Raw genomic sequence first — 15969 nt, forward strand, 5'->3', positions numbered from 1 at the left:
TCAGCCACCCGCCGCGCTGAGCAGGCCGCACGCACCGCACGCGGCACAGCCCGCGCCCTGGTCGGCGCCGGTCATCCCGGCCGCCCGCAGCAGCGCGGCGATCCGGCCGGTGACGTCGGCGACCAGCGCGGGCGACGGTGCGGTCGCGCCGTCCCTCCGGGCCAGCGTGCCGACCATCGGCCGCATCGGCACGGCGAACGGGTAGACGCCCATGTCGATGAGCCGTCCGGCACCCTCCACGAGGGAGTCCGGGTCTTCGCCGAGGCCGATCAGCAAGTACGTCGAGACGCGGTTGCGGCCGAACACCCGGACCGCTTCCGCCCACGCGGCTTCGTACTCCGCCATGGGCACGGTCGACTTGCCCGGCATCCAGCGCCGCCGGACGTCGTCGTCCAGGGACTCGACGTGGATGCCGATCGACGTCGCCCCGGCGTCGCGCAGGTCCCGGAGGACGCCGAGGTCGCCCGGCGGCTCGATCTGCACCTGGATCGGCAGGCCCGGCACGGCGTCGAGCACCGCGCGGACGCAGCGCACGAGGTGCCGCGCGCCGCGGTCGGGCCCGGACGTCGTGCCGGTGGTCATCACCATCTGCCGGACGCCGTCGAGCCGCACCGCCGCCTCGGCGACCTCCGCGAGCTGCTGCGGGGTCTTCGCGGCCACAGTGGACCCCGCCCGCAGCGACTCCTCGATGGTGCAGAACCGGCAGCGCTGGTCCTCGGTGTACCGGATGCACGTCTGGACGACGGTCGTCGCGAGGACGTCCTTTCCGTGCAGCAAAGCGATCTTCCGGTACGGCACACCGTCCGTTGTGGACAGATCGTAGAACCGCGGACGCCCGACCGGGGCGACGCTCAGGCCGAGGTCGATCGTCTCGCGGAAGATCCGGCCGTCGCGGATCTCGTACGGGCTCTCGGGGTTCAGCGGCAGCGTGGCGTTGGCACCGTCGACCACCAGGTGGCCGTCGTCGCTCGGCCCGGCGCCCTTGCTGCGCTGTACGGGTGCGTCCGCTCGCACCCCGCGGACGGCGATGTCGGCGCGGGTCTCCAAGTCCTCTTCGATGCCAACGCGCACGGACCGCTCCTAGAACATGTAGGTGGAGTTGATGATCGCGCCCTTGCGCGCGTAGTGGATCAGCGCGTCCTGGACGTCCAGCGGGTGCGTCGGGATGACGCCCTCGATGAGGTCCTCCTCGCGCGCACCGTGCAGCGAGAGGCCGAAGCGGCAGCAGTAGGCCTTGCCGCCCTCGCTGATGAACGTCTTGAGCTGGTCGTTGATGTTCAGCTCACCCGGGAAGGCGGCGTTGCCGGTGGTCGGGAAGCCGCGCGTGGCCAGGCAGTTCAGCGAACCCGGGCCGTAGAAGTAGATCGCGGCTTCGAAGCCCTTCCGCAGCGCGCGCGTCGCCTGCAGGATCGCCACGAAGCTCACCGACGACTCGTGCGCGATGCCGTGCACGAGCGTGAAGTAGCTCTGGCCGGGTTCGGCCTGGTAGTCCGGGAAGACCTTGGTCCCGCCGTACAGGTTGGAGCCCTGCGGCAGCGACGGGTGCGGGATCTCGTCGAGGCTGGTCTTTTCGGTGTCGGTCAGCTCTGCCATCGGTCTATTTCCCTTTCTTCGGTCCGTACAGCACGTCGAACGTGCCGCGGAAAACCAGGTCGGCGAGCTCGCCGTCGCCGGCCGCGGCGGCCAGCTTGGCGAGTTCGCCCTCGTGATCACCCCAGGGCTCGTCGGAGGCGAACAGCACGCGGTCGTGGCCGAGGCCCCGGCGTGAGATCTCCTCGACGAGCCAGCGGGGCGTGAAACCGATCGCCCACGACAGGTCCGTGTAGACCTGCTTCCCGGCGGCGATCCAGTCGAAGAAGCGGCCGCCGACGAGCTTGATGTGCCCGCTCATGCCGCCGCCGAAGTGGACGAGGTGCAGCTTGACGTCGCCGGCGTAGGCGTCGACGAGCTTGCCGACCTCGTCGATGTCCGACGCCGCGCCCGGCGAGGTGTGGACGTGCACGACGAGGTCGTGTTCCCTTGCCGTGGCGAAGATCTTGTCGAGCTGCGGCTTGCACGCCGGGTCGGATGCCTTGCCGCCCAGCAGGAAGCTGAGCTTGAGCGCTCGTACGCCGGGTTCGCCGGCCAGCTTCAGGGCGTTGTCGGTCCGGTCCGCGTCTTCGGCGCGCGGCGACACCCACAGCGCGGCGCTGATCCGGTCGTCCTTGCCCGCCGCCTCGACGCAGAGCTCGTTGAAGGAGAACGCGACCGCCGGATCGGGGATGCCGTAGTTCGGGATCACCAAGGCACGTTCGGTGCCTTCGCGGTCCAGATCGGACAGGAGTTCGCCGATCGTCGCGCGGCTGCCGATCGCCGGCGCGACCGGCGGGCCGCCGTAGAACGGGTAGGCCGGGAGCACCCCGAGGTGGCGGTGGGCGTCGTGGGTCCAGCGCATCAGGCCACCGTCCGGGGCGCGACCCAGTCGTCGTCGGCCGGGTAGGTGCTGACCGGCGTGCCCGACAGCCAGCGGACGTCGCCGCCGCGGCCGACGTCGGTGATGCGCCGGGCCAGGTACTCGGCGTCCGCGGCGACCCCGCAGAAGCGTCCGGAGCCCCAGGTGTGCTGCCAGGGCAGGCCGAGGAAGTACAGCCCGGGGCAGCTCGTGACGCCGCGGTGGTGCGTCGGGTAGCCCTTGCCGTCGAAGACCGGGACGTCGATCCAGCGGTGGTCGCGGCCGAAGCCGGTGCTCCAGACGACCGCGGAAAGCGCTTCCGCATCGAGGCTTCGTGAACCGTCGGCCGGTTCCCAGACCGGCTTGTACCGGTCTTCCTTCGGCGCGGCCACTCCGCGTTTCGCGATGTAGCCGTCGATGGAGTCCTTGATGCCCTCGGAGACGGCGTCCGCGGCGTCGAGGTTGCGGCGCAGGTCGTCCGCGAACGACAACTGTCCATTGCGGACGGTGTTCAGGCGGCCGTAGAGCTGCATGCCCTGGGCGGCGAACGCGCGCAGGTCGATGTCGTGGCCGCCGTCGCGTCCGGTGACGTAGTGGTTGGCGCGGAACCGCACGGCGTCCACGTCGGCGAACTCGTCGATTCCTCTGGCGTAGTAACCCATTTCGTCGAGCCAGGCCACGACATCTCGGCCGCGGTAACGTCGGGCGACCCGCGGCGCCGACCCGACGGCCAGGTGCACCCGCCGTCCGGCCAGGTGCAGGTCCTCGGCGATCTGGCAGCCGGACTGCCCGGTGCCGACGACCAGGACGTCCCCTTCGGGCAGCTGGTCCGGGTTGCGGTACTCGGCCGAGTGCAGCTGGACGACGTGCTCCGGCAGCCGCTCGGCCAGCCGCGGCTTCAACGGCACCTGGTACGGCCCGGTGGCCAGCACGACGTGGTCGGCGGTCAGCTCGCCGGCCGACGTCGTCAGCCGGAACCCGCCGCCGGGCAGCTGCCGTAGCCGCTTCGCTTCGACGCCCTCGCACAGCGGGACGTCGAACGCCTTCACGTACGACTCGAGGTAGGCGACGATCTCGTCCCGGACCATGAATCCGTCGCGGTCATCACCCGGATAGGGGAAACCGGGGAGCCGGCACTGCCAATTCGGCGTGACCAGGCAGAAACTGTCCCAGCGGCGGGTCCGCCATTCGTGCCCCGCGCGCTCGCGTTCGAGCACGAGGTGCCCGACCCCGGCCGAGGTCAGGCAATGGGACATCGACAGTCCCGCCTGGCCGCCGCCGACCACGATCACCGGCCGATGCAGGCCGTCGAGCTCGAAGTTCATGCCGATCAGTGCAACGGCGAACCATTTCCGGACGGTTTCATCCGGAACATCGGAGTGTTACCAGACCAGCTTTGAGTAACGCTTCTCCCGGCGTGCGCTTAACACCACTCAGAACAGCGGGCGGCCATTGTTCTTCGCGGTCACGTACGCCTGCCAGTCGTGGGTCACCTGGTCGGCGTAACCGGTCGCGAACGTCCGGGTCTCGTTCTGCAGCCCCGGAACCGACGTGATCGCGCCGTCGATGGCCGCGTCCGCGGAGTAGCCCAGCCCGGTGCCGGGCAGGTCCTGGTCCGCGCGGGAGTGCGCGGCGGCGAGCAGCCGCCCGACGTCGCGGACCGAGTCGTCCCAGATCGCCGACGACGTCAGGTCGCCGATCGCCAGGTCCTCGGCGAACGGCGACTTCTCCTTCACCAGCACCGGCGTGCTGCCGACACTCGCCCAGCCGGCCAGCGGGTCCGACTGGTTGGCCAGCCATCGCAGCGCGAGCGCCGGGCGCTGCCCGCCGGTGAGCGTCGTGGCGTTCGGCGCCAACTGCTTCGGCGCCGGGTCGACTTCCTGCTTGAGCTCGAGGATCCGGTCGTCGGACGCCGAGGACGTGTCGCCCTCGACGAGCGCGTACCAGCGGAACCGGCCGAGGCTGCCGGTGCCCGCACCGGTCCGGCGCCGGACGTCCTTCACGACGGCCTCGGACGCCTTGAGCGGCTTGCCCGCGGTGGTCCGGTAGGCGGCGACGGCGTTGACGATCTGCGTGCGCGTCGCCGCGGAGACGGTCTGCAGCTCCGGGTCCGACTTGAAGTGGCCGCCGGTGGTCCACTTCGCCACGAGATCACTGCGCTTGTCCCCGGCGGCGTCGTCGATCAGGTCGCCGACGAGGTCGGAGGTGTTGCTCGAGGTGAGCCGCCAGCTCAGCTCGTCGTTGTTCCCGTGGAACTTCGCGATCCACTGGGCGTACTCGGCGACGAACGTGTCGACGTCGGCGGCGATCTGGCTCGCGCTCCGGCCGTCGGCGCGGCCGGCGAGCACGATCGACACGGCCTCGCGGCGCAGCTCCCACGTCCACGAACCGCGCCAGGCGTCGTCGGTGTCGTTGAGCGCGAACTGCTCCTCGTTGTCGGCCCCGCGGTCGGCGCCGGTGTTCTCCAGGTGCGCGTCGCCGGTCAGCCAGACGTCGCCGCCCGCCGTCGCGTACGCGGACGCCGGCAGCTCCCCGAGGTCGCGGTAGTAGAGCGGCGAGGTACCGCGGAAGAAGGCCCAGGCACTCGACGCGAGCGTCTGCGTCCGCAGGGTCAGCTCGTCGTCGGTCGCGCCGCCGTTGAGGACGTGCAGTGCGTGGTCCCGGTCGTAAACCACGGTGACCGGGTCCCGGGTGAGGCTGGCGGCCTCCCCGGGCGCGGCGGTGACGAGCAGGGCGGCTACGACCAGGGTCCCGACGGCGGTTCGGCGCATTCGCCCACAGCTACCGGGCGGAGGTGAACCCCGGTCAACGTGACGGCGAACGCCGTGGTGTCACTTCGGCCGATCAGCGGCCGCCGGGCCGGCCGTGGCCGTGCTGCCAGGAGCTGATCGCGGAGCTCACCATGTCGCGCCACTGGTCCTCGGGCGACGGCGTCGACGACGTCGTCACGGGGTTCGCGGGCTTGCGTCCGGCGACCGGGCGGCTCGTCGTCTTTACGGGCGTGTCCTGCAGCCCGGCGGTGAGCGGGGGCGGCGCCGCCGAGGCGCTGAACGTCGCGACGGCTTCGCTCGAGGTCGGCGCCGGGGGCGGCGCGGCCGCGCCCGGCGGCGGCACGGCCGTGCCGCCGACCTCGTGCGGCTGGAAGAGCACCACGGCGGCCAGCCCGAGCGCGACGGCCGCGACCGCGCCGATGACGAACGGCTGCGTGCGCCGCTGCGGATCGGCGGGCGGCGCGTCGAGCGGGCGATCGTCGACGGGCTCGTCGGCGGCCAGCTCGGCGTCGAGGATCGCGAGCGGGTCGGGTCTGGGATCGGGTGCGGGTTCGGCGGCAAGCTCCTCGGCGAGTCTCGCGTCGAGTTCACCGCGGATCATCAGCGGTTTCGTCTGCGAAAGGTTCACCAGTTCGGCGACCGAGGGGAGTTCGCCCTCACCGCCCGTGCGTGCCATCGGAAGACCTCCACCTGTCGGCCCGGCCGTGTACGGGGGTCACCCTACTGGGCGACTACAGGCCGGAGCTCACCGTGTGCCGAGAGAAGCCGGTGACGGCCCTCAGCGCCACCAGTTCGCCTCGCCGACGGTGACGAAACCCAGCGAGTCGTAGAGCGGTTTGCCGGGCCGGGCGGCGGTCAGCGTGACGGGCAGGCCGTCGAAGTGCCGCAGCACCGCGTGCATCAGCGCCCGGCCGACGCCCTTCGAGCGGTGCTCCGGCAGCGTCGCCACCCAGTAGGCGCCGCCGACCCCGCCGTGGGCCATGGTCAGGCAGGCGCCCGCGTCGCCGCGGGTGAAGATCGCCGGGCCGTCCTGCTCCAGCAGCGACGGCGGGAAGGCGTCATCGGCCCGGTAGTGCTCCAGCGGGAAGCCGTCGACGACGATGCCCCCGGCCCGGACCAGGTCCGCCGGGCTCGCGACGCGGGTGACCCCGGCCGGCTCGGGTGCGGGCGCTGGCTCGCGCACCATCACCGGCAGCTGCCGCGCGGTCAGCCCGATCGCCGTGAGGTCGAGCGTCGCGAAGGGATCCTCGACGACCACGCCGGCGTCCCGCAGGCAGCGGGCGGTCTCCGCCAGGCCGTCACCCGGCTCCGGCGTGGTCACCATGACCCGCGCGCCGGCCGGGCCGTCGATGACGGTGAACCCGTCTTGCTCCCGGACGTCGTGGCCCCTTGCCCGGGCGAGGGTGGCCCACATCGCGGTGGCGTTGGCGGAGGCCTGCTGGAGGCGGACGGTGAGCAACCCGGTCATGCCCGGGAGCCTAGGGCGGGCGGTCTCCCGTCCCCAGAGCCAATCCGCGGTGCCCGGACCGGTCCACTCGGGTATGTCGGCAAGGACAGCGGGTATCCCGGGAGCGCACGAGTTCGCGAGAAAGGCCGCCGATGACCCTCCAGACCCGCCACCTCACCCTGCACGGCCGCCGGATCCTGCTGCACGAGCAGCCGGCGGGCGAGACCGACGAGGCGATCGTGCTGCTGCACGGGATCGCGGGCAGCGCCGAGACGTGGCGGCCGGTCCTCGAGCGGTCCGCCGCGCTGAACCGCCGGGTGCTGGCCCTCGACCTGCCCGGGCACGGCGAGTCCGAAGCGCCGCGCGCGGACTACGGGCTCGGCTCGATGGCCAGCGTCGTGCGGGACGTGCTGGCGGTGTCCGGCGTCCGGCACGCGACCGTCGTCGGGCACTCGCTCGGCGGGGGCATCGCGCTGCAGTTCGCCTACCAGTTCCCGGAGATGTGCGACCGGCTGGTGCTGGTCGACAGCGGCGGCCTCGGCCGCGAGGTGAGCCCGGTACTGCGAGCCGCGACCCTGCCGGGCGCCCAGCTCACGCTGGCCCTGACGATCAACCCGGCAACGGTGGCCGTCGCCAGGGCCGCAACCCACGTCGGACGGCTCCTGGGTTTCTCACCGAAGACCGAAACCCAGGAGCTGGCCCGCCATTTCGGCTCCCTCGCCGACCCGGCCCGCCGGCGCGCGTTCCTGTCCATCGCCCGCGGCCTGCTCGACCTGCGCGGCCAGCGCGCCAGCGCCGTCGAAAAGCTCTACCTGGCCGCGGACGTGCCGATGCTCCTGATCTGGGGCGAGCGCGACACGCTGATCCCGGTCGCCCACGGCCACCGAACGGCCGAAGCCCTGCCGGACAGCCGCCTGACGGTCCTGAAGAACACGAAGCACTTCCCCCACGTAGCCGACCCGGACCGGTTCTGCCTGCTGCTGAACGAGTTCGTCACCGAAACAAAGCCCGCCCGCCTCACCCTGGACGACATGGTGACCCGCCTGGAAGCCACCAACCCCTCGGTCACGTGACCAGAACGCCACTCACGCGCTTCCCAAGCCGACACGAGTTCCCGGCGCCGCGCTCGGCGTGTCGACCCCCCAATCACGCGCGTCGGCTTCCCCATCACGTGTCGACCCCTCGATCACGCGTCCCGACCTTCCCAACACGGCATGTCAACGAGTTCCGGCACCGTGCTCGCCGTGTCGACCCCTCAATCACGCGCGTCGGCTTCCCCATCACACGTGTCGACCTCCCTATCACGCGTCGGCCCCTGGATCACACGTGTCGACCTCTGTCACGGGCTTCGGCCTCCCGGCACGCACGACTGGTCCTCGGTCACGCGTCGACCCTTCCCGTCACCGCGTCGGCCTTCCCGTCACGCGCATCGGGCCCTCCATCGCGTGTCGACCTCTCCAGCACGCGTCAGCTTCCCCATCACGCGTCTCGATCCTTCTGTGGCCGGGCGGCGGGCTAGCCGGCGCCCAGGCAGACGAAGGGGCGGCGGAACGGGTCGACCGCGATGGCGTCGGCCAGGGCCAGCGCCGGGCTGTCGCGGACCGCGAGGGCCCGGTAGTAGTCGTCCATCGCGGCGGCCGAGGCCAGGTCGCCGACCCTCGACAGCGGGGCGATCACCGTCCGGGAGCCGCTCGCCAGCAGCGCGCTGGCGAACCCGAGGGCCTCGTCGCCCGGGCGGATCCGGTTCAGCGCCAGCTCGCACGCGGCGAACACCACCTGCCGCGGCGGCTGCCGCAAACCGGCCATCTCGTGCCCGAACAGCGAACCGTCGGCCAGCTCGAGGCGGGAGAACAGCGCGTTCTCCGGCTCGTGCGCGCCGTGGGCGGCGAAGTGGGCCAGCTTCGCGCCGTCCATCGCGCGCAGCACCGACTTCACGGTCGCCTTCGCGCCCGTCATCGTCGTCGCGGTGCGGTAGTGCGTGGTCAGCTTCTCGAGCTCACCGCGGGCGCCGGCCAGGCCTGGGCCGCGGACGAGCACGATCTTGCGCGCCCGCGGCGACTTCGTCAGCTCGGCGGCGAGCCACGCGGTCGCCGACGGCGCGACGACCGTCGGACGGCCCCGCAGGCCCGGCAGCACCCCCCACGGCACCGCGTACAGCGGCCCGGTGGGGACGATGACCAGGTCACGGTCGCCGAACAGCTCTTCGAGGGGCTGGATCAGCTGCGCGTCGAGCTTGTCGGCCTGCTTGCGCGCCGAAGCCATGACGACCTCGGCGAGCCGTTCGGGCAGGTTGTCCGGCGCGAGGGCGTCGAGGTCGACGTTCAGCACCCGCGCCGACTCGGCGGCGTCCCCGGCCGAACCGAGCCGCACCAGCCGGCACTCACCACCGGCGACGACCACGGCGACCAGCTCGTCACCGGAAGCGGCGAAGCTGACCATCGCGCGGTCACCCAGCCGCGCGACGACCTCGTTCAGCCCGGCGACCGGCCGCGGCCGGCCCCACCGCCCGGTGTGCCACCCGAGGCGCTGGGCCTCCCGGAGCCGTTCGTTGTACTTGGCGCGCAGGCTCGCGCTCGGGTGCCCGTCGTGCTGGGCCTCCTGGATGGCCTGCCCGAGCCCGCGAACCTCGGCCACCCGCGCGGCCAGCTCGGGGGCGGTCCCGGCGGACAGCGGCTCGTAGCGGTAGGTCTGCGCCCGCGTCCGCTCCAGCCAGACGAACAGCCGCCGCGCGTCGCTGCGTTCGAGCACGAGCTTGACGGCGAGGTCGGCGAGCTCCTGGCCGTGGAGAGCGGTCCCGGACACGAGGTCCAGCCCGCCCATCCGGTCGCGGACGGCGTCCAGCTCGGTCAGCCCCGACCGGATCTCGGTGAGCGCCTTGGCCCGGTTCCCCTGCGCGACGGCCAGCTCGGCCCGGCAGAGCCGCCGCAGCATCCGGTAGTCGATCGGGGTGAGCTGCCCGGACCGCGGCACCAGGGCGAGGGTTTCGGCGGCCCGCTTGAGGTTCCCGCGCCGGATGTCGAGCCGGACGGCCAGCATCCGCGCGGTCGCGGCCTGCTCGGCGAGCCGCGGCAGCGGCATCTTCTCGGCGATCCGGATCGCCCGGGTCGGTAGCGCGGCGGCCACCTCCCCGCTCGCCAGCATCTCCCGGACATCGGCTTGGAGTCCCAGCACCGCGGCGTTCGCGGCACAGGTCTGGCAGCCCACCCGCTGGAGCCGCCGACGAGCTGAGGCCGACATTTGCCGGGCGAGTTCGATGTCGTCGCTCAGCAGAGCCGCCGAGGCTCGCTCGAGCTCTGCGGCGCCGAGGTCCCGGGCGAGGCTGGGTTCGGCACGCATCCGCGCGATGATCTCGTCGAGGTGTTCTCCGGCCTCATCGGCCAGTCCCGCGGCCAGCAGAGCCTGAGCTCGTTCCCGCCAGAGCAGCGCCGGCACCTCGAGCCCCAGTGCCCGGTACGCCTGTTCGCTCTCGTCGTACAGGCGCAGGGCCTCAGGAACGTCGCCGGTGCGCAGCGCGAGGATTCCGAAGATGCGCCGGGCGTCCGCGGCTTCGGCACGCAGCTCGTACTTCTCGGAAAGCTGCAGCGCCCGGGTCAAGTCCGCACGCGCGTCGTTCACGTTACCCAGCTTCGTGTGCACCCATCCGCGCGAATAGAGGGTCACCACGAACCCGCGCATCTGTGACTCCACAGCGCCCTGGGCGAGCCGATGCTCTTTGTGCTCCAAAGAGGTGTCGAACGACGCGAGACTGTCCTCGTTCCGCCCGACGGTCATGAGGCGCATGGCGTAGTTGTGGTTCAACGTGCCGTCGAGCTCAGCCCTCAGTGTGCCGTCGGGCACCGCGTTGATGAGAAGCCGGACATCGTCCAGACCCGCCAGCCCGGCGGCGACGTCACCGGTGATCTCCGACGACATAGCGGCCAGTGTGCTCGCCAGCTTGATCCGGGTGACCAGCCAGTCGGTGCGGTGCTGATCCGCGACCGGGTGAATGGAGTCCAGGAGGCTCATCCCGCGCCGCAGGTGCTTGACACCCTCGTGAAAACGCCCGAGGCAGGATGCGTCGGCGGCGGCTTGCTGAAGTGCGCGGACCGACTCGATGACTTCCGGAGGGTCCAGGTTTGTCACAGGCACTCCCCTATGACAGCACAGCCGATGGCAGAAAGAAGCCCGCCTACCGGTCGAAGATCAGCAGGCGGGCGACGAAGCCGAGCGAGCTCAGCCCTTGATGACCTGATAGCAGCCGCCCGAGCACTCGGTGTGGACCGGGTGGCCGTCGTGGACCTTGCCGTCCTCGTCGGTCCACTGGACCAACGGCGTGGTCGGCTCCTCGGTCGGCTCCGGCGTCTCTTCGGGCTTGGTGTCCGTGGGCGTCGACATGGTCGATCTCCTCTCCCCTGGGGATCTGCATGGGGACGCTGACCGGTGACGGTGAGTCCCCCTCGCGGGGCCCTCTCCCCGCGAACGGCCCAATAGTTGCACAAGAAAGCATTGATCGGGAGAGTTTTCACTACAGAAAGTCAGTTCGACCGGCGTGAACAGGCCAGATGCACCGGTCGAAACGTCCTAAAGAGTGAACCCCGTAACGGCTTTCACCAGGGCGTGCATCGCCGCCGTGTGGGTTACAGCGTTCAGGGCCAGGCGGGTCTACGTGTGCGTCCGGGTACTGATCGTGACCGCGCGCCCCGAAGCCGGGATGGGAGCGGCGCCCATCCCGGCCTTCCGCCGCGAGTCTCGTATGCCGTCTGCGGGGTCAGCCGCGCTTGGCCACCACCGCCGAGTGGACCGCCCGGACCAGGCGGGTGTTCTCCGGCGCCGCGCCGCCGGGGAAGGCGAACCGGCGGCGGTTGTAGCCGTACGCGAGGCCGCTGCGCGGGTCCGCGAACGCCTGCGAACCGGCCGCGCCGCTGTGGCCGAACGCTCCCTGGCCCAGCACCGGGTAGTCGTACGCCACGGCCGAGAAACCCAGCCCGAACGCGTTGCCCCCTCGGGTCGAAAGGTCGTCGCCGATCGAGTGGATCTGGGCGAAGTCCGCCGCGGTTTCCTTGGCCAGGAGGGGTTCCGGGCCGCTGATCGCCGCCGCGTACATGCCCGCCAGGCCGCGCGCGGAGGCGACGCCGCCGACCGAGGCCGGGCTCAGCCGGCGGATCGTCTTGATGTTCGGCAGGTCCCAGAGCTCCGGTGCCTTCGGGTGGTTGCGGTTGAACGCGATCGCCGTGAGGCTGTCCGGCCCGGTCGCGTTCGCCTCCAGCTCGGCCAGCTGCTCCGGCGTCGGCAGCATCGGCAGCGTGGTCAGGAACCGCGGCTCCAGCTCCTCGGGCAGGCCCAGGTAGAAGTCCAGCGCGTACGGCTTGCGAACACGCTCCTCGTAGTGCTCTTGGATGCTGCGTCCCGTGACGCGCCGGACGACCTCGCCGGTCAGCGCGCCGATCACCAGGGCGTGGTAGCCGAACGCGGTCCCCGGGCGCCAGTAAGGCTTCTGCGGTGCGAGACGCTCGGCGATGATCCGGTCGTCGGCCAGCTCCTCGGCGGTGAACCCGTCGTCGGCGCCGACGACACCGGCACGGTGCGCCAGGAGGTCCCGCAGCGTGATCCCGGCCTTGCCCGCGGCGCCGAACTCGGGCCAGTAGTGGCTGACGCGCTCGTCGAGGTCCAGCACGCCGTCCTGCACCAGCAGCGCGACCACCAGGTGCGCCGCGCCCTTGGTGGAGGAGAACACCCCGGTCAGCGAGTCGGCGGTGATTTCCGGGCCGGTCCACAGGTCGACGACGCGCTCGCCGTCGACATGCGCGACGAGCTGGGCGGCGTAGTCCCCGCCCTCGCCGGTCGCGACGGCGGCGAACTCCTCCCGGACGGACTCGTACCCGTCGGCGACGGTTCCCTGGATGTGCTCGGACGACATGGCGGCTCCCTCAGTGATCACTACGCCTGCGCCAGGGTGCAAGCCGGTGCGGCGCCGGGGTATTCCGGGTAACACGAAGCCGCCCGGAGGTGATATTTCGGCCATGGGGGAACCTGACTGCGAAACCGGGTCGACGGAAACCAAGCCACGAGGCCGCGGCCTCGGGATCTCGGCCGTCGCACTCGGCGCGTCCGGCCTGACGCTGGCGGTGGCGACCTGGGCGGCCTGGCTGATCGTCCGGCCGCAGATCGTGGCCGCGTGGACGTACTCATGGGTCGTGCACGCGTTCGTGCTGGTGCTCGGCGCGCTGTGGTTCGCCCTGCTGCCGATCAGCGTGCTGGCACTGGTCTTCGGCGGGTACGCCGGCGCGCGCACCACCCCTGGGCCGGGCCGGATCGGCGCGACCCTCGGTGTGCTCACGATCCTGCTCGCGTTGTCCGGCGCCGCGGTGTTCGCGACGTCGTCGTTCGGCGACGCCGGCCCGCCGTACGCCTATTTCGACAACCAGACCGGACGCTGAGGGTAGATCGCCTCCACCTGCGGGTAGATACCGCTCATGAAGCTGACTTCGACTGTGCTCGGCGCACGCGATCCCCGTGCGCTCGCCGTGTTCTACGCGACTTTGCTCGGCTGGTCGATCAAGACCGACGAGCCGGAGTGGGTGACGCTGCGCCCCGACGACGGCGGCCCCGGTTTGTCGTTCCAGCTGGAGCCCGACCACGTGCCGCCGGAGTGGCCGCAGGCCAACGGCGTCCAGCAGATGCAGATGCACCTGGACATCGAGGTCGACGACCTCGACGCGGCCGGCTCGGCCGCCATCGACGCGGGCGCCGGGCTGGCCGCGTTCCAGCCCCAGGAGAAGGTCCGCGTGTACCTCGATCCGGCCGGGCATCCGTTCTGTCTGTGGACGAGCAAATGAGGTGACGCCCCGCGTTCGCCCGGTCACAGGATCCGCTATGTTCGCCTGAGGTACCGGTTCCCGGCGAACGGAGTGAGTCCTGTGGGGGTGCACCGGATCTGGCACCACGGACTGGTCCCCGTCGAGGGAAAGCGCCCCCTGGACGCCTTGCGCAGCAGGCTGATCACCCGCCAGCGGCAGCACGACGACTACACCGTCACCGATCTCGGCTCGTCCGACGACGGCGGATCGCGCCGGTGCGACCTCAAGTTCGCGTGGCCGGGCCAGGAAGACCGCTACTCCGTTCAGGTATTGCTTTCGCTGTGCTACCGCGCCGGCGAGGACCGCGTGGCGTGGTTGCTGGCGGCGGCGTGCACGCGGCCGTGGCGCAGCTGCCATGAGGCACCGGCGCGGCGGATCGGCTTGGAGGAGCTGGGCGCCAGCGGCAGCGACGAGATCCCGATCGAGGGACCGGTGCTGTCGATGCGCGGCTGGTCCCGCGAGGAGTGCGACCGCGTCGCGGATCTGCTCGCCGAGGCCCTTGTGGCGCCGTGGCGGACGTCGGCGGTGCTGGTGCTCACCGAGCCGCCGACGGAGCCGGTCGAGGGCTGGCCGGGGCTGGTGAACGTGTTCGACGTCGACGACCGCTTCCGCCGCACCCTCAACAGCCACCTCCCGCTCGGCTGCGCGGTGCCCCTGGGCGCGCGGTTGTTCGTGCCGCCGTGCGACGAACTGCCGGACTTCGTCGACCCGGCCAGCCCACTGGCGCACCAAGCGCTCGAAGGCGCGATCACGCGATTCATCCAGACTCGGAGCCGGACGCCGCTGCCCGAGGAGTGGGCGGAGGTGCCGAGCGTGCGGGCCTGGTACGCGGCGGATCCGTTCGCGGCGCCGGACGAGGAACCCGATGCCGGGCTGACCGAAAAGCTGGACCGCGTGGAGCGCGAGCTGGCGGAGGCGCGCGGCGTGATCACCATCCTGCGCAAGAAGGCCAAGGCGGGCGCGGAAGAGCGGGACCGCGCGGCGCACGAGGTGAAGGCGCTCCGGTGTCGGCTCGAGGAGCTGTCGGCGATCGACGTCGCCTGCCTGCAGGAGCAGCTGGCGCGGTTGCAGCAGGCGGTGGACGACTACGCGCGCGCCTTCGACGAGATGGAGGCCGAGCGCGACGAACTCAGGCGCGCCAACGGGTTGCTGGCCGGGAAGCTGACCCGCTACCACGACGCGGGAGCCGAGGTCGCCGACGCCGAGTGCCCGCCGGCCGACTTCCCGAGCTTCGCGGACTTGATCGGCGCGGCCACCGCGACGCTCAAGCACCTCGCCATCACGGCCGAGCCCGCGCCGACGGCGATCCTCGACCACCATCCGAAGGCCGCTGCCTGGCGGCGGAAGGCGTGGGACGCGCTCCGCACGCTCGACGCCTACGCGGGGGCTCGCCGTTCGCTGCTCGACGCGGGGCAGGATCCCGGGCCTGAGCTCTCGGACGTGCTCGCGTTCGCCCGCACCGGCCAGCCGGGCTCGCTGATCAGCGCCAACATCATCGCGCTGGCCGAGTCGGACACCGTCACCACGAACGAACGGCTGCGCCAGGCCCGCACCTTCCGTGTCGACCCGCGGACGAACCCGGCAGGCCGCGACTACTTCGGCGCCCACATCGCGCTGGAGCGCTTCAAGTCGCCGGCCCCGCGGCTGCACTTCCTCGACGACACCGACGGCACGGGGACGGTCTACGTCGGGTATCTGGGCGCCCACCTGCCGACGTCGAAGACCAACTGAGCGAGAATCGCGCACATGACCGAGCACAAGCACCTCGCGTACTGCTGGATCGCCCGCGGTGACGAGGTGCTGTTCCTCCGCCGCGCGCCCGGCGTCTTCCTCGGCGGGCGCTGGGAACTGCCGGGCGGGACGGTGGAGCCGGGTGAGGCGTTCGAGGCCACAGCGGTACGCGAAGCGGCGGAGGAAACCGGGCTGACGGTCCGGATCAAAGGTGAGCGCAGCCGCGATTCGTGGCCGGACATCACGGGACGGCCGCTGCTCATCCACGCGTTCGTCTACACGGCCGAGGAAACGGGCGCGGGCGAAGTGGTGCTGAATCCGGAAGAGCACGACGACTTCGCGTGGCTGACCCCGGCGGAGGCACGCGCTTTGGAGCTGCCGGAGCACTTTCGCCGGCTGCTGTCTTCGTAGCCTGCCTCTGCCGGGCAGGCGGATCGATCTGGTCACAGCACTGACGTTACCCGAACACACGTGCGAAGATCATCGCTGAATCGGGTGATGTTGGGGGTGGGGTTCGGTGTGCGATTTCTGTTGTGGCGTAAGGGGAATCGTGGGAAAGTGATGGGCGCTGCCCCCGGTTCCCACGCTACCGGAAGGCACCGACAAAAACTGCGGCGCGGCGGGCGGGACGGGTGGCGGCAGGCTGGGCGGCGGGCAATCCGCGGTACGGCAGGCAGGACCGGGACGGGTGGCGAGCAAACTCCTGCGCTGCGGACAAGACCTGGACGGCAGGCGAGGCGGGTTCCCCGCGAA

15 protein-coding genes are annotated in these 15969 nt (G+C 71.4%); 5 read left to right on the top strand and 10 right to left on the bottom strand.

Annotated elements, in window-relative coordinates:
* The 7 genes from VA596_RS00645 to VA596_RS00675 form a co-directional block, all read right to left on the bottom strand.
* On the bottom strand, window positions 1-1071 hold the full coding sequence (locus tag VA596_RS00645) for an MSMEG_0568 family radical SAM protein (RefSeq protein WP_323322472.1): 1071 nt from the start codon (window positions 1069-1071) through the stop codon (window positions 1-3).
* A gap of 9 nt (window positions 1072-1080) precedes the next feature.
* Window positions 1081-1593, bottom strand: coding sequence for an MSMEG_0572/Sll0783 family nitrogen starvation response protein (locus VA596_RS00650; protein WP_285484086.1), 513 nt, complete (start codon window positions 1591-1593; stop codon window positions 1081-1083).
* A 4-nt stretch (window positions 1594-1597) separates the two neighbouring features.
* On the bottom strand, window positions 1598-2434 hold the full coding sequence (locus tag VA596_RS00655) for an amidohydrolase family protein (RefSeq protein WP_323322474.1): 837 nt from the start codon (window positions 2432-2434) through the stop codon (window positions 1598-1600).
* Complete coding sequence (locus VA596_RS00660) at window positions 2434-3756, bottom strand: MSMEG_0569 family flavin-dependent oxidoreductase (RefSeq protein WP_323322476.1); 1323 nt, start codon at window positions 3754-3756, stop codon at window positions 2434-2436. Before VA596_RS00660 ends, VA596_RS00655 begins: the two co-directional genes overlap by 1 nt.
* 108 nt (window positions 3757-3864) lie before the next feature.
* Window positions 3865-5202, bottom strand: coding sequence for a DUF2252 domain-containing protein (locus tag VA596_RS00665; protein WP_323322478.1), 1338 nt, complete (start codon window positions 5200-5202; stop codon window positions 3865-3867).
* Window positions 5203-5275: 73 nt separating this feature from the next.
* Complete coding sequence (locus VA596_RS00670) at window positions 5276-5878, bottom strand: hypothetical protein (protein ID WP_323322480.1); 603 nt, start codon at window positions 5876-5878, stop codon at window positions 5276-5278.
* A gap of 102 nt (window positions 5879-5980) precedes the next feature.
* Window positions 5981-6670, bottom strand: coding sequence for a GNAT family N-acetyltransferase (locus tag VA596_RS00675; protein WP_323322482.1), 690 nt, complete (start codon window positions 6668-6670; stop codon window positions 5981-5983).
* A 131-nt stretch (window positions 6671-6801) separates the two neighbouring features.
* Here VA596_RS00675 and VA596_RS00680 point away from each other — a divergent pair, with 131 nt between their 5' ends.
* The gene (locus tag VA596_RS00680) at window positions 6802-7722 is read left to right on the top strand and encodes an alpha/beta fold hydrolase (protein WP_323322484.1); all 921 of its coding nucleotides are present in this window, start codon (window positions 6802-6804) and stop codon (window positions 7720-7722) included.
* 442 nt (window positions 7723-8164) lie between these two features.
* Here the strand turns inward: VA596_RS00680 and VA596_RS00685 are convergent, their stop codons facing one another.
* From VA596_RS00685 to VA596_RS00695, 3 genes are all read right to left on the bottom strand, one after another.
* Window positions 8165-10771: a CHAT domain-containing protein gene (locus tag VA596_RS00685; RefSeq protein WP_323322486.1), complete on the bottom strand. Its 2607-nt coding sequence runs from the start codon at window positions 10769-10771 to the stop codon at window positions 8165-8167.
* A gap of 90 nt (window positions 10772-10861) precedes the next feature.
* Window positions 10862-11023, bottom strand: a complete 162-nt coding sequence (locus tag VA596_RS00690) for a hypothetical protein (RefSeq protein WP_323322488.1) — start codon at window positions 11021-11023, stop codon at window positions 10862-10864.
* 373 nt (window positions 11024-11396) lie between these two features.
* On the bottom strand, window positions 11397-12545 hold the full coding sequence (locus tag VA596_RS00695) for a serine hydrolase domain-containing protein (RefSeq protein WP_323322490.1): 1149 nt from the start codon (window positions 12543-12545) through the stop codon (window positions 11397-11399).
* 103 nt (window positions 12546-12648) lie between these two features.
* Here VA596_RS00695 and VA596_RS00700 point away from each other — a divergent pair, with 103 nt between their 5' ends.
* The 4 genes from VA596_RS00700 (at window position 12649) to VA596_RS00715 (ending at window position 15627) form a co-directional block, all read left to right on the top strand.
* Window positions 12649-13065 carry a hypothetical protein gene (locus VA596_RS00700; protein WP_323322492.1) on the top strand — a complete coding sequence of 139 codons (417 nt, stop codon included), beginning with the start codon at window positions 12649-12651 and terminating at the stop codon, window positions 13063-13065.
* A gap of 36 nt (window positions 13066-13101) precedes the next feature.
* Window positions 13102-13464 (top strand): VOC family protein, encoded by a 363-nt coding sequence (locus VA596_RS00705; RefSeq protein ID WP_323322494.1) that lies wholly within the window; start codon window positions 13102-13104, stop codon window positions 13462-13464.
* Between the two features lie 81 nt (window positions 13465-13545).
* A complete protein-coding gene (locus VA596_RS00710; RefSeq protein WP_323322496.1) occupies window positions 13546-15216 on the top strand; it encodes a hypothetical protein in 1671 nt (556 codons plus the stop codon).
* A gap of 15 nt (window positions 15217-15231) precedes the next feature.
* Complete coding sequence (locus VA596_RS00715; RefSeq protein WP_323322498.1) at window positions 15232-15627, top strand: NUDIX hydrolase; 396 nt, start codon at window positions 15232-15234, stop codon at window positions 15625-15627.
* Window positions 15628-15969 lie beyond the last annotated feature (342 nt).

This window comes from Amycolatopsis heterodermiae, from assembly GCF_034929455.1.
GTDB classification, from domain to species: Bacteria; Actinomycetota; Actinomycetes; order Mycobacteriales; family Pseudonocardiaceae; genus Amycolatopsis; species Amycolatopsis heterodermiae.